The sequence below is a fragment of the Shinella sp. G-2 genome (genome assembly GCF_050172695.1).
In the GTDB taxonomy this organism is placed as follows: Bacteria; Pseudomonadota; Alphaproteobacteria; order Rhizobiales; family Rhizobiaceae; genus Shinella.
This window is the reverse complement of record NZ_JBBEYH010000007.1, coordinates 175,703-188,753: the sequence shown is the minus strand read 5'-3', so window position 1 is coordinate 188,753 and position 13,051 is coordinate 175,703. Positions and strand designations below refer to the sequence as shown.

The following is a 13,051-nucleotide window of genomic DNA, read 5'->3' as shown; positions in this document are numbered from 1 at the left end:
GAAAACCTCTGTCGCCATCATCGGTCCGAACGCGGCGCCTCTCTTACCGAATGCTGTATAGGATAGCTTAGGCCGCGGAGTTCCGGAATGGCGGTTTTGGTGAGCGTTGCGGGCTTCACATCGTGGTCGCCCATCAAATGGAAAACGGATCGTCCTGCCGCGATGAGGTAGTCGGCAATGATACGGCGGTGGCAGCGCCACCACACGGCTTCCGCGCACATGATCGCCACCCGTTCTTCTGACGAAAGTCCGAGAAGTTGCTCGAAGCCCGCTCCGAATTCCTCGGACAGCGCATAATCGGCGTAATTGTGAAAACTGCGGTTCTCCCAAAAGGCGTTCACCTCCTCAGGCACCGGCATCTTCCCGCGAAGGCCGCCGAGTTCGGGAATCCGCCGATATCGGATCTGATAGGGAGCAAGTTCTGCAGGAAGAGCATCTTCGTTGAACTGCGGGTTCGAGCGCGACCTGGGAAATCGACGGACATCCACGACCACCCGTACATCGCCAGCCCGCAGCAACTCGACGAACTGAGGGATCGTGCATGTCGAATGCCCAACGGTGTAGACGGGAAGAGCAGAGACGGTACTGGTGCGCGCCACGTCAGGATACCCGTTCGTAGAACGCGCTGATTGTCGCGAACTCTATGCCCAGCTTCGTGAGAGATGCATGAGCCGTCATGTGGTTCTCGTCGTGCGGAATGAACCAGTCATCGAAGGTGTACTTGGTCTTAGAGCCATCGGCGGCAGGGACCTCGCGGTGATATTTCCGGTGAAAACCGTTCCCCGCCTGCGTGCCTTCTGCCGTGCCGCCAATGAGGGTTTCGCGCCCCTCGTACCTGCCTTGGCCACGGTTGATAATTGTCCAGGTCAGAATATCACGATGGCCGTCTTCGAAAGAGTAGGCCTCTTCTATTACCATGGTGTTTGCCGATGCGTCATAGCGGCCCGCCGCCTCCACGGTGACGCGATTTTGGAGGTTGCCCAAGCGGCTGAGAGTGATGCCCCATCCGCGTAGTGATCCCGAGAAAAAGGTTCTCAAGCACAAAAAGCGGCCGTTGGTCGGCAAAGTCGTCGATATTCATGAGAGCCTCCACGGCGTTGTTTTGATAACCCTGTCGCCGCGTCGAGGTTCCAGCGCACCGTCAGGGCCGACTATTTCGTCGCGACACCATCGACAGCTTCAGGAGATCCTACTTCTCGAACGTTGGCCACGCGCAGCACACATGCCGTGGGACAGCAAATGCGTTTCGCGAAAACTGTGGAGCGACCGTCATCCGATCTCCATCACTACACTCGCAAGGCGCACTGATATCCTCGCTCCTGAGCCGCGTGTTGCCTTCGCGCTTATAGGCAAACATTTGATCCCTATGTCGACACAAGCGAAACTCCCGGAACCCGATCACGTGCGTCACCCTTTTTTGGATTGGGTCTGCCATGAATAATCTCGCGCCCCACCCGGGGAGGATTGATTGAAAATACCTCTGCGGTTTAAGTTCTGTGTGAATGCTTTACAGGAGATCTGAATGCCTGACGGGTCATTGTTCCGGCCCGGAGACAACTGCTGGCGACTATCACGAGCAGACGATTTTGCAATCTTGGTGGACGCCGACGACTATTTCAGCGCGATCCGCGACGCTATGCGATCCGCGCGACAGTCCATATTCCTTGTGGGCTGGGATTTCGATGCAGGCATAACGCTCGGCCGGCCCGATGTCGATGACGGCGCGCCCAGAAAGGTGGGCGAGTTCATCATCTGGCTGGCGCGACACAACCCTGATCTCAAGGTCAGAATTCTCCTTTGGAGCCCCGCGCTGCTGGCAAGTTGGATGCGCCCATCCAACTTTCCCTACCTCCTGAGATGGAAATGGCACCCGCGAATCTCCGTAAAACTTGACGGAAAACATCCTGTCGGAAGTTCGCATCACCAAAAGATGCTGGTGGTCGATGACGAGATAGCGTTTTGCGGCGGGATCGACGTGACGCTGGACCGCTGGGATACGCGGGACCATCTCGATGACAACCCGCTGCGGCGTCGGCCAAGCGGCAGGCTTTACGGTCCATGGCACGATGCCTCCAGCAGGTTCACTGGCGAGGCTGCCCGGGCCTTGGGAGAACTTTGTCACATGCGGTGGCGACGGGCGGGTGGCAACGACGTGCTCAAAGCGCCGTCAAAGACCCCAGTCAAATCCACACCAACCTCCGGTTTCTCTTTCGGCTCAGTAACCCTGGCCATTGGCCGCACGGAGCCGACACATCTCGACGAGAGTGGCGTTATCGAAATCGAGAAGCTCTATGTCGATATGATCGCGGCCGCTCGCACACTGATCTATGCGGAAAGCCAATATTTTGCGTCAAGGAAGATAGCCCAAGCGATCGCTCGCCGGCTGGCAGAGCCTGATGGTCCGGAGATCGTGCTGATCAACCCCGTTGCCTCTGACAACTGGTTGGGAGCGCTGGCGATGGATACCGCCCGAGCAAGACTGCGGGAGTCGCTGAGGCGGCACGATCTCAACGATCGCTTCCGAATGTATCACCCGGTAACGGCCCAGAAGCAGCCTATCTATGTTCATTCGAAGCTGATGATCATGGATGACGAGATTGTCCGCGTAGGCTCTTCGAATATGAACAATCGTTCCATGCGCTTCGACCGGGAATGCGATGTCGCGTTCGAAGCAGGAGATTGTAAAGAATTGCGGCGGCGCATTACAGACTTTAGAACTGACTTGCTGGCCGAACATCTTGGTGTGCCGGCTGGCACCTTGGCGCACGAAGCCGCCCGGTCCGGATCTCTGATCGCGGCAATTGAAACGCTTCGCAAATCGCAGCCGGGACGCACTTTAATTCTCTATGCTACGCCGGAAGTGTCCGATCTCGAAAAATGGCTCGCCGACAACGAAATTCTAGATCCAGAAGGGCCAGAGGAGGTGTTCGAACCGATCGAGCGCCGTGGCTTATTCAGGGGCCGGCTGCACCTGCCGCGTCTAAGGCGCAAGCGTGAAGGTTAGCGACGCCTCAAGGTCTGGGTTGGATATAAACGGCGGCAATCAGCCGAACAAAGATCTAAGGCTCCAACCCCGCGCAACGGGCCGTGTTTCGAATGTGCGCTTCCATTTGAAACCGAGCGCCCGCGGGATCGTTTGCCCTCAGCGCCGAGATTATGCGGCGATGCTCGGCAATGGATTCACGCATGCGAGCGGGATCGGTTATAGGAATGGGCTGTCGTTGCGTCGCCGTCAACTGATCGCGTACGGTCTGGTAGAGCGCCCGCAGCATGGCGTTGCTGCAAGCGGATGCGATGATCGCATGGAACTCCAGATCGGCGTCAACATTGGCTAACAGATCCTGCTGCGCCCAGCCTTGCTCCATCTGCTGGGTCATTTTTTCCATCTGATCCAATTGATTTGCCGTCAGCCGCCCTGCTGCAAGACTTGCCATCTGCCCTTCCAACATAATGCGGGTCTGGAACACGTCGAAGACCGAATAGCTGTCGGAGTAGCGCCAGGGGCCCATGTGATTGGACGCTGACGGAGCACCACCGGAAACGAACGTTCCCCGTCCCGCCTCGGTCTTCAGCAAGCCGAGGGTTTCGAGCGTTAGTAAAGCCTCGCGCAGCGAGGCACGACTGATTCCAAATCTTTGCGAAAATTCACGCTGCGAGGGAATTTTCTCTCCGGGCTTGAGACTTCCGCTCTGAATCATGCTCTGGATTTCGCGGGCGACGGATTGTGGCAGCAAAGTCTTGTTCAGCATCGTATTTTCCATCCCCTGCGATACCGCCCGTGCCTGATCGTAAGGGGCTAATCTCGCGCCAAGTCTATTTTATCGGCACCATCTCTTGCAATTGCCAAACGGGCGTGCTTCCTTGGTCCTACTGGTCTGACCAGTTAGACCAAGCGTAACCGTTTCATCGCCAAAAAATCAAGGGGAACCTCATGAAAGCGATTACACTCATTGCTTCGACGACCACCTCGGCCCTGCTTGCCGCGGTAGTGCTTTCCACTTCCGCCATAGCCGCCGACCTCACCGTCGGCGCCAACATTGGCAACGTTCCGTGGGAATTCCAGAATGCGTCAGGCGAAACCGTTGGTTTCGAGGTGGACCTGATATCCGAAGTCGGCAAGCGGCTCGGCAAGTCGATCGAGTTCGTTAATGTCCCGTTCAACGGCCTGTTTTCGGCGGTCCAGTCCGGCCGCATCAATATGGCGATATCGTCAATCACCATCACCGACAAACGGCTGGAGTCCGTGACGTTCGCGCAGCCCTACTACGACAGCGACCAGTCCTTGACGGTAACGGCAGCCAGCGGGATTACCGGGCTTTCGGGCATGGAAGGCAAGGTCGTTGGCGTCGACACCGGCTCGACGGGCGACATGTGGGCAACCAACAACGGTGGGCAGTACAAGTTTGGCGAAATCCGCAAGTTTGAAGGCCTGTCGCCTGCGATGCTCGACCTCGTTGCCGGTCGCGTGGATGGTTACATCAGCGATATCCCGGCACTGCTCTATTACGTCAAGGATAAGCCGGACCTCAAAGTGGTCGAGCGTATACCTACCGGTGAAAAGTATTCGGTCATGTTCAACAAGGGCGACCCGCTGGCCAAGGAAGTCAACGAGGTGATCTCGACGCTGAAGAAGGAAGGTTTCGTCGCCAAGCTGCATGAGACCTGGTTCGGTGCCAAGGCCGAGGACACCACCTCGACTGTCATGGTGATGGACATGCCGGTCGCCAAATAGGCCAAGCCTCCCCGTGACGGCGGCACGCTGGTGTCGCCGTCAATTCCGCAGCGACAGCCGGTGGCTCTATGAATCTCGTCAACACCTTCTTCAATATTCCCATCCTGATCGACACATTCCCGCTTTTGCTGTCGGGATTACTCGTTACGCTGGAGATTGGCCTCATCAGCATTGTTGCCGGTCTCGCCGGCGGATTGTTCCTCGCTCTTGTCAGGCTCTATGGACCGGGCCCGGTGCCATTCCTCTCCAAGATCTACATCGACATCTTCCGCTCGATCCCGCTTCTGGTGCTGTTGATCATCGTCTATTACGCCCTGCCCTTTGTCGGCATCCGGTTCTCGCCCTTCGTCTCTGCGGTCGTTGCGCTCACACTTGTCTCCGCCGCATACACCGCAGAAATTTTCCGCGCCGGCATCGAGGCCATCCCGCATGGGCAGTTCGAAGCTTCGCAAGCATTGGGTCTCTCAGGTCGCCACATGATGGTCGACGTAATCCTGCCCCAGGCGATCAAGATCGTCATTCCGCCGTTGACGAACAATTGCATCAACGTCCTGAAGGATACGGCCCTGGCCTCCGTCGTCGCCATGCCCGACCTCCTTAAGCAGGCGACCCAGGCGCAGGCGCTGGCTGCCAACCCCACGCCCCTGATCGGCGCTGCGCTGATCTATGTCGCCTTGCTCTGGCCGCTGGTCGCCGTCGTCGCGCGGTTGGAAAAAGGTTTCGGCAAGGACAAACGCTCATGACCCCCCTCATCAAGATCAGCAACCTGAAAAAGGCTTATGGCGCCTTCACTGTGCTGCACGGCATCGATCTCGAGATATCGGAAGGCGAAGTAGTCTGCGTAATCGGTCCGTCCGGGTCCGGGAAATCGACGTTGATACGCTGCATCAACCGCCTGGAGGCCTTTTCCGACGAGAGCAGCATCGTCGTGGACGGCGTCACCGTCGGCCCCGGCAAGGCGCTGGCGAAGGTGCGTGCTGAAGTCGGGATGGTTTTTCAATCATTCAACCTCTTTCCACATCTGACCGTGCTAAAGAACGTTATGCTGGCGCCGATGCGGGTCCGCGGTGCAAAGGCGGCGGACGCTGAGCGCAGGGCCCGAGACCTGCTAACCCGGGTCGGCATTGCGGCACAGGCCGCAAAATATCCGGGCAAGCTTTCCGGGGGCCAACAACAGCGCGTCGCAATTGCCCGCGCATTGGCAATGGAACCTAAGGTCATGCTCTTTGATGAGCCCACCTCCGCACTCGATCCGGAAATGGTCGGTGAAGTGCTGGATGTGATGAAGACGCTTGCCAGCACGGGCGTGACCATGGTCGTCGTCACCCACGAAATGGGCTTTGCCCGCCAGGTGGCCGATCGCGTCATTTTCATGGATGGCGGCCGCATCGTCGAGCAGGGCACGCCCTGCGAAATTTTCGACAATCCCAGAGAAGACCGGACGCGTAGCTTCCTGCGCTCGGTTCTCGATCACTGAAAACAAAATTGGGTCTGGAGGACCAAATGCCAAACCAAAATACATCCGCAAAAGGCGCGCTCGACCTCGATTTCGTCCGAAGCCAGTTTCCCGGCCTGTCCCATGGCTGGACATTTTTCGACAATGCCGGCGGGTCGCAGATCCTGAAGCGGGCGGTCGAACGGATCAATACCTTCCTCTACGACAAGAATGTCCAGATCGGCGGAAGCTACGAGGTTTCGCAGGCGGCCGCGAACGCACTCTACGAGGCCCGCACTGCGGCGATGCATCTCATAAACGCATCACGGCCGGAAGAAATCGTTTTTGGCAACTCGACGACGGCACTTTTGCAGAACCTCGCCCGCGCCATGATGAGCCAACTTGCTCCGGGCGACGAGATTATCATTACTAACGCCGATCATGAATCGAACATCGGTCCGTGGGACAGGCTGCGCGACGCAGGCATCCTCATCAAGACGTGGCCGCTCAACAAGGACACCTATACGCTAGACCTCGTCGATCTTGAGCCGCTGATGTCGGCCCGCACCAAGCTCGTCTGCGTCACCCACGTTTCCAATATTCTCGGTTCGATCAATCCGGTGCGCGAGATCGCCGATTTCGTTCATGCACGGGGCGCGCGCATCTGTGTCGATGCCGTCGCCTATGCGCCGCATCGCGCGGTCGATGTTCAGGCCTTCGATGTCGACTACTACGTCTTCAGCCTCTACAAGACCTACGGTCCCCATTATGCGCTGATGTACGGCAAGTATGACCACCTGCTGGAACTGGATACGCTCTATCACTATTTCTACGGCAAGGACAAAGTGCCGGGCAAACTGGAACCCGGCAATCCGAACTACGAACTTGCTTATGCCACCTGCGGCATCGTGGACTACCTTACCGAAATCGGCGAAATGACTGGCGAAGCCGGCTCCACCCGCGCGAAGATCGTTGCGGCTTATGGTGCGATCACCGCGCAGGAAAACGAACTTGTCGATCGGCTGCTGACCTATCTGCGTGGCCGCAACGACTGCCGCATTATCGGCCATAGCGCCAACCGTGACGGCACCCGGATACCGACGGTCAGCTTTGTCTTCGACGGCCGGGATTCTGCGGAAATCTGCAAGGCGATGGACGCCCACAGGATCGCAATCCGGTTTGGCGACTTTCATTCGCGGCGCCTGGCGGAGTATCTCGATCTCACTGAGAACAATGGCATGGTCCGGGTCTCGATGGTCCACTACAACACGATCGAGGAAATCGACCGGATGACGAAGGCGCTGGATATGATCCTCGCATCGTCCGCCAACTCCGCGACTGCCGCCTGAGAACCGGAAGAGCTCAGCATGTCCTTCGATACGATCATCCGGAACGGCACCGTCGTTACCGCCAGCGATACCTTCCGATGCGATGTCGGCATTCGCAATGGCCGCATCGCCGCAATGGCCGAGAACCTTCATGATGCGGACGAGATCATCGATGCCAGCGGCCTCTATGTGATGCCTGGTGGTATCGACAGCCATGTGCACCTGGCGCAGCCATCCGGCGACGGGATCGTCATGGCCGACGATTTCGCGAGCGGCACGCTCTCGGCAGCCTCTGGCGGAAATACGACGGTCATGCCGTTCTGCCTACAGGAAAAAGGATCGACGCTGCGGGAGGCGCTCAAGGCGTATCACGCAAAAGCGGAGGGGGAGTGTTATGTCGATGTGAGCTTCCACATCATCGTAACCGACCCGACGAGCCATGTGCTCGGGCAGGAACTGCCGGCCCTCGTGGCGGATGGATACACGTCGATCAAGGTTTTCATGACCTATGAAAACCTGCGTCTGCGCGACGATGAAATCCTGGCGACGCTGGCTAGCGCCAGGACGTCCGGCGCGCTGGTCATGGTCCATTGCGAAAACGAGGACGCGATCCGCTTCCTGATCGGCCGTCATGAAGCGAATGGCGAACTTGCTGCGAAATATCATGCGACAAGCCGCCCGGCGGCCGCGGAGCGTGAGGCCACGCACCGCGCTCTTTCCCTGGCGGAGATCGTTGATACGCCGATCGTCATCGTCCATGTCTCGAACCGGGAGGCAATGGAGGAAATCCAACGCGCGAGGGCACGCGGTAGCAAGGTGGCGGGTGAGACCTGCCCGCAATACCTTATGCTCACGGCTGACGACCTCGACGCCACGGAATTGGAGGGCGCGAAATTCGTCTGCTCGCCACCGCCACGCGACGAGGAAAGCCAGATTGCCTGCTGGGAGGGCCTGCAAAACGGGACGTTCGATCTATTCTCATCCGACCACTGCCCCTTTCGCTACGATGATGACTCGGGCAAGCTCAATGAAAAGGGCAAGCGAAACTTCCGATGGATCCCCAACGGCATTCCCGGCGTGGAAACGCGGCTGCCGATCCTGTTTTCGGAAGGCGTCAGCAAGGGGCGCATCGATCTCAACCAGTTCGTCGCCCTATCCTCTACGAACCATGCCAAACTGTATGGCCTCTATCCGCGCAAGGGCACGATCGCGATCGGCTCTGATGCCGATATCGCACTGTGGGATCCGAAGAAATCGGTCGTCATCACGAACGAAATCCTTCACCACGGCGCTGACTACACACCCTATGAAGGGCTTGCGATTACCGGTTGGCCGGTGCGCGTGATGGTCCGCGGAAAGACGGTGATCGACGGAGACGCGCTCGTCGCACAGAAGGGTCTGGGCGATTACTTGGCACGAGCACGTTCATCGTTGTCTAACTGATAATCCACAACACTGGCTCCGGTCCGGGAGGTTATGGTTTGCGAGAAGTCCTATGCCCGTCCATATCTTCAGTGCTTCTCGCTCTTGAACTTAGTCGAACCGTCCGCCCAGACCCTTTGCGAAGGAGTTGAAGGCGCTTCAAAGACTTGGTCTGGCGAGAGTGTTCAGGTTCGGGCGGCAGCGTGACTGTCCGCTGATGTCGTGAAACCTAGCATCAGCGGACTTTGTCGCTCCCCCAACCAGTCCGAGGCGCCGAGTTCAGTCTCCCGAGCACGCTCAACGTCGCGCCCACAGACGGTCCGATACTTCATCAGCTTCTGCGGCGAACGCATCCGCTGCAGACAGCCCAACACAATCACCGAATGCTAAACGGAAAATATTTTGCGTTAATGGTGTCGTAGATGTCGTTGGACTGGATCGTCTCGAGCGCGGCATTGAACTTGGCGAGCAACTGCCTGTCGGAAGGCCGCAACGCGATGCCGGCTCCATCGCCGAAATATTCGGCGTCCTTGATATCGCCGCCCAGGAACTCGCAGCAGCTTCCCGCCAGAGTATTGGCCAGCCAGTCATAGACCGCAAGCTTGTCTTCCATGATGATGTCGACATCTCCGTCGGCCAAGCCTTTGTACAGGTCTGGCGAAGCCTTAAACACCGTCTTTGAGACATCCCCATAAAACTTCTGGGCATACGCCTCCTGGGAGGTGCCGGAAGTGACGCCGAGCTTCAGGTCCTTGAGGTCATCCGGCGCGGTCCCTGCAATGCCGGCTCCCTTACGGGAGATGAAAATTGATGGGCTGTCGTAGTATTTCTGGGTGAACGAGACCTTCTCGCGCCGCTCGGCGCTCATCGACATTGACGAGATGATGGCATCGTAGCGTTTGTCCAGAAGGCTGGGGATCATCGTCGTCCATTCCTGGATGACGAACTCGCATTTCAGCTTTGCCGTCTCACAGAGTGCCTTGGCGATCTCGACGTCGAAGCCCTGGAGCTGGTTTGCCGAGTCCAGATAGTTGAAAGGCGGGAATGCGCCCTCAACGGCGATCCGGATCGTATCGTTCTCGGAGGCCGAGATGGCCCCGGGCTGGCTGAAGGAGGCAATGGAGACCATGCAGGCCAGCGCCAGAATTTTCCGTCTGTCAAGAGAGTTCAATCGCAGCATGTCGGCCCTTCATGTGGAAGACGCTCCAGCAGAGACGCGTCTGGCGGCTGTTGCACACCACTACTCAACAACAAAAAGATTAAAGAGCTGGACGTGTTGAGCGCGCAATTTTGCACAGTTTGGAAAGCCTTTCGTAAACAATCAGGTGCAGGATCGGGATGATTTTCGGAGACGATTGTGTGTCGGGCCAAGCAGCAACCAGGAGAACGGCTGACAAACGTCCCGGGATAACCTCAGGCTCGATATTGCTGCTGCTTGCCATCAGTGGATTAGCAATTCTCGGGCTGGTTTTTCTGGCAGCGATCTGGGCCGGCTCCGAGAGTGATGCCGCCGCCCTTGATCGACAGCGCCACCTCGTCAACGACCGGCTCGAAGACCAGGTAAAACGGGTGTCGCAGGAGATCCAGATGATCGGCGCAGGCTACGCGTCGTTCCTTGCGGCAGACCCTGCTGTTCTCGAAGAGAAAATCATCGGTCCAAACCGCGGCAGCGGCGCGTCATCCGCCGAGACCTTCGGCAAGATCGCGACGACAGCGTTTGGCTATAACGCCGCTTTCCTGGTCACGTCGTCAGGGGAGCTTGCGCTAAATGCAGACGCGGAAACGGCGCGGCGCTTCAAGTGGGTGCGCCCCCTGCTCCAGCCTCTAATCCACGACCTGGAAACCGATCAGCCGCAGCCATCGACATCGGCTGCGAAACCGAGCCGGGTAGAGCTAATGCGGCTTGAAGGCCGTCCTTCGGTTGCCGGCGTCGTGTCGATAAAGGGCGCTTCACCAGCCGGTGCCCATGAGCACGGTCAGGGCGCCCAGTTCTATCTCGTCGTCTTCCGCTTCCTTGACGGCGCCACTCTCGACACGATCAGCCGTGAGCAAGGGCTGGCAGGCGCGCGCTATGCCCGCACCGCTGACCAGGAGCACAACGAGGTTGCCTTCCAGATCGCGGCGACAGGATCCGGCGAACCGATCGGGTTTATCATCTGGGAGCCGGATCTTCCTGGCTCGCGGGTGATCGGCCGTCTCGTTCCGGTGCTCTCCATTGCCGGGCTCATCATTGCCGGCCTGTTCTTTGCGCTCATGGGACGATTGCGCAAAAGCCTGCGGGAACTCAGCGCCAGCGAGCACCATGCGCGGCATCTGTCGGTGCACGACGTTCTGACCGGTCTTCCTAATCGAGCACTGTTTGCAGTCCATCTTGTGCAATGTCTCCCGGATCTTGCGCTGCTTCGTAGACGCGCCGTGATCGCATTGATCGATCTCGACAAGTTCAAGGAGGTCAACGACAGCTACGGGCATGCCGCCGGCGACGAGCTCCTGCGTGCGGCTGTCGGCCGAATGAGCGCGCTGATCAAGCCCGGCGATACCCTCTCAAGGTTCGGCGGCGACGAATTTGCCCTTCTTCTTCCTGACCTCGACGAGGCAGATAATGTCTATCTGGCGATCTGTAACGGCATCATCGACGAGTTGAGCAAGCCATTTCAGCTCAACGCCGGCGATGCCGCCGTTCGCATCGGATGTTCAATTGGTATCGTTGTCATCCAGGATGCGTCCCATCCAACCAACGAGCTCCTGCGACGCGCCGACGTTGCGCTTTATGAGGCCAAGTCCAGCGGGCGGGGGCGGCTGGTCGAGTATGATCCTTGCCTGGACCATCGGGTCGAGGCCCGGGAAAATCTTAAAAACGATCTTCGCCTGCTCTTGGAACAGACCGGCGAGGATCCCGGCCTCCAAGTGGGTCCGTCTGCGGCCCATGTCGGCCGGCTGGAGGTATATTATCAGGGCGTCTATCATGGCGATGGCAGCGGACGCCTTTCAGGCGCCGAAGCGCTGGTGCGCTGGCATCACCCGACGCTGGGTCTATTGTCGCCGGACAAATTCATTCCGATCGCCGAAGAAAGCGGCATGATCCTCCGGCTCGGCGAATGGGTCCTTCGCGACGCGGCGCAGTCGGCCGCAAGCTGGCCGGCCGCGCTGTCGCTTTCGGTCAACGTGTCCCCGTCGCAGATCCGTCATCGCGGCTTCGAAAGCCATGTCCTGTCAATCCTGTCGGAGGCCGGCCTGCGGCCTTCGCGGCTTGAGCTGGAACTCACGGAGGCCGCCTTGTTCGACATTGACGAAAGAGGCCAGGCGACCCTTGGCGTGCTCCGGTCGCATGGCGTTCGGATTGCGCTCGATGACTTCGGCACCGGCTTCTCCTCTCTCAGCCATCTCATTCAGTTCAACATCGACCGCATCAAGATCGACCGATCTTTCGTGAGCCTGCTCGGCACCAAAGCCGAGGGTGCAGCCATCGTATCCGCCATTCTCGGACTTAGCCGCACCCTCGGCAAGGCCACTACGGCCGAAGGAATAGAGACCGAGGGCCAGAAAGACTTCCTGGTCGCTGCGGGATGCAGCGATCTGCAGGGCTACCTGCTCTCCCGTCCCGTACCCTTGAGCGAATTTCGGAAAAAGATTGACGGCGTTCAAGTCGCTGAGGACCGCGCTACGATGAACGCCGCCGCGCAAACTGTAAGCGCTTGAGCGCCGAAGGCAAGTGGGGACTTACCGTCCACCAGTGACAGCCCAGTTTCGAGACGGAAGCTCCTCTTCGGCGGCGGCCGTCAGTTCGAGCTAGTTCCGGTTCAATCGCGGTCAATCAAAACCACTGCCACGCCATCCGAAAGCAGGCGTAGGCACCAATGCCAATGACCAATAGCAAAGCAATCTTACGAGCCATGACGCGCTACCGCTGGGGTTCGCATAGGGACGATGCATCGCGCACTCGGCAAAGTCCGCCAACGCCGGCACCGTGTGGGGGTTCGCCGACGGCCCGAGCTTGCTACTCTCGTTCGCTTGACAGCCCAATGCTTCGGGTCTCGATCACGAGTGTAGGTATGAGTCCGCGCCAGGCCATCGTCCATCTTGATGAACGGCAAACGCATGCGCCAATATACCGGCGTCGCGTTCGTATTTCCG

11 protein-coding genes are annotated in these 13,051 nt (G+C 58.6%); 7 read left to right on the top strand and 4 right to left on the bottom strand.

What is annotated here, in order from left to right:
* Nucleotides 1–17: 17 nt before the first annotated feature.
* Together V8U06_RS14375 and V8U06_RS14370 are read right to left on the bottom strand one after the other, a co-directional pair.
* Complete coding sequence (locus V8U06_RS14375) at nt 18–599, bottom strand: DUF488 family protein (protein WP_427141234.1); 582 nt, start codon at nt 597–599, stop codon at nt 18–20.
* A 1-nt stretch (nt 600) separates the two neighbouring features.
* Nucleotides 601–1,065 carry a DUF3833 family protein gene (locus V8U06_RS14370; protein WP_427141233.1) on the bottom strand — a complete coding sequence of 155 codons (465 nt, stop codon included), beginning with the start codon at nt 1,063–1,065 and terminating at the stop codon, nt 601–603.
* Between the two features lie 457 nt (nt 1,066–1,522).
* Here V8U06_RS14370 and V8U06_RS14365 point away from each other — a divergent pair, with 457 nt between their 5' ends.
* Nucleotides 1,523–3,004 (top strand): phospholipase D-like domain-containing protein, encoded by a 1,482-nt coding sequence (locus V8U06_RS14365; protein WP_427141232.1) that lies wholly within the window; start codon nt 1,523–1,525, stop codon nt 3,002–3,004.
* Nucleotides 3,005–3,059: 55 nt separating this feature from the next.
* Here V8U06_RS14365 and V8U06_RS14360 read toward each other — a convergent pair whose 3' ends face one another.
* Nucleotides 3,060–3,749 carry a FadR/GntR family transcriptional regulator gene (locus V8U06_RS14360; RefSeq protein ID WP_427141231.1) on the bottom strand — a complete coding sequence of 230 codons (690 nt, stop codon included), beginning with the start codon at nt 3,747–3,749 and terminating at the stop codon, nt 3,060–3,062.
* Nucleotides 3,750–3,931: 182 nt separating this feature from the next.
* On the opposite strand from V8U06_RS14360, the gene V8U06_RS14355 reads away from it, so the two are divergent.
* From V8U06_RS14355 to hydA, 5 genes are all read left to right on the top strand, one after another.
* Nucleotides 3,932–4,732 (top strand): ABC transporter substrate-binding protein, encoded by an 801-nt coding sequence (locus V8U06_RS14355; RefSeq protein ID WP_427141230.1) that lies wholly within the window; start codon nt 3,932–3,934, stop codon nt 4,730–4,732.
* 68 nt (nt 4,733–4,800) lie between these two features.
* On the top strand, nt 4,801–5,475 hold the full coding sequence (locus tag V8U06_RS14350; protein ID WP_427141229.1) for an amino acid ABC transporter permease: 675 nt from the start codon (nt 4,801–4,803) through the stop codon (nt 5,473–5,475).
* A complete protein-coding gene (locus V8U06_RS14345; protein ID WP_427141228.1) occupies nt 5,472–6,209 on the top strand; it encodes an amino acid ABC transporter ATP-binding protein in 738 nt (245 codons plus the stop codon). Before V8U06_RS14350 ends, V8U06_RS14345 begins: the two co-directional genes overlap by 4 nt.
* Nucleotides 6,210–6,235: 26 nt before the next feature.
* Nucleotides 6,236–7,516 carry a cysteine desulfurase-like protein gene (locus V8U06_RS14340; protein WP_427141298.1) on the top strand — a complete coding sequence of 427 codons (1,281 nt, stop codon included), beginning with the start codon at nt 6,236–6,238 and terminating at the stop codon, nt 7,514–7,516.
* A gap of 18 nt (nt 7,517–7,534) precedes the next feature.
* Nucleotides 7,535–8,938, top strand: a complete 1,404-nt coding sequence (gene hydA / locus V8U06_RS14335; RefSeq protein ID WP_427141227.1) for a dihydropyrimidinase — start codon at nt 7,535–7,537, stop codon at nt 8,936–8,938.
* 355 nt (nt 8,939–9,293) lie between these two features.
* Here the strand turns inward: hydA and V8U06_RS14330 are convergent, their stop codons facing one another.
* On the bottom strand, nt 9,294–10,097 hold the full coding sequence (locus tag V8U06_RS14330; protein ID WP_427141226.1) for a transporter substrate-binding domain-containing protein: 804 nt from the start codon (nt 10,095–10,097) through the stop codon (nt 9,294–9,296).
* 245 nt (nt 10,098–10,342) lie between these two features.
* Between V8U06_RS14330 and V8U06_RS14325 the strand changes: the two genes are divergently transcribed.
* On the top strand, nt 10,343–12,616 hold the full coding sequence (locus tag V8U06_RS14325; RefSeq protein ID WP_427141225.1) for a putative bifunctional diguanylate cyclase/phosphodiesterase: 2,274 nt from the start codon (nt 10,343–10,345) through the stop codon (nt 12,614–12,616).
* The last annotated feature ends 435 nt before the right edge of the window (nt 12,617–13,051 follow it).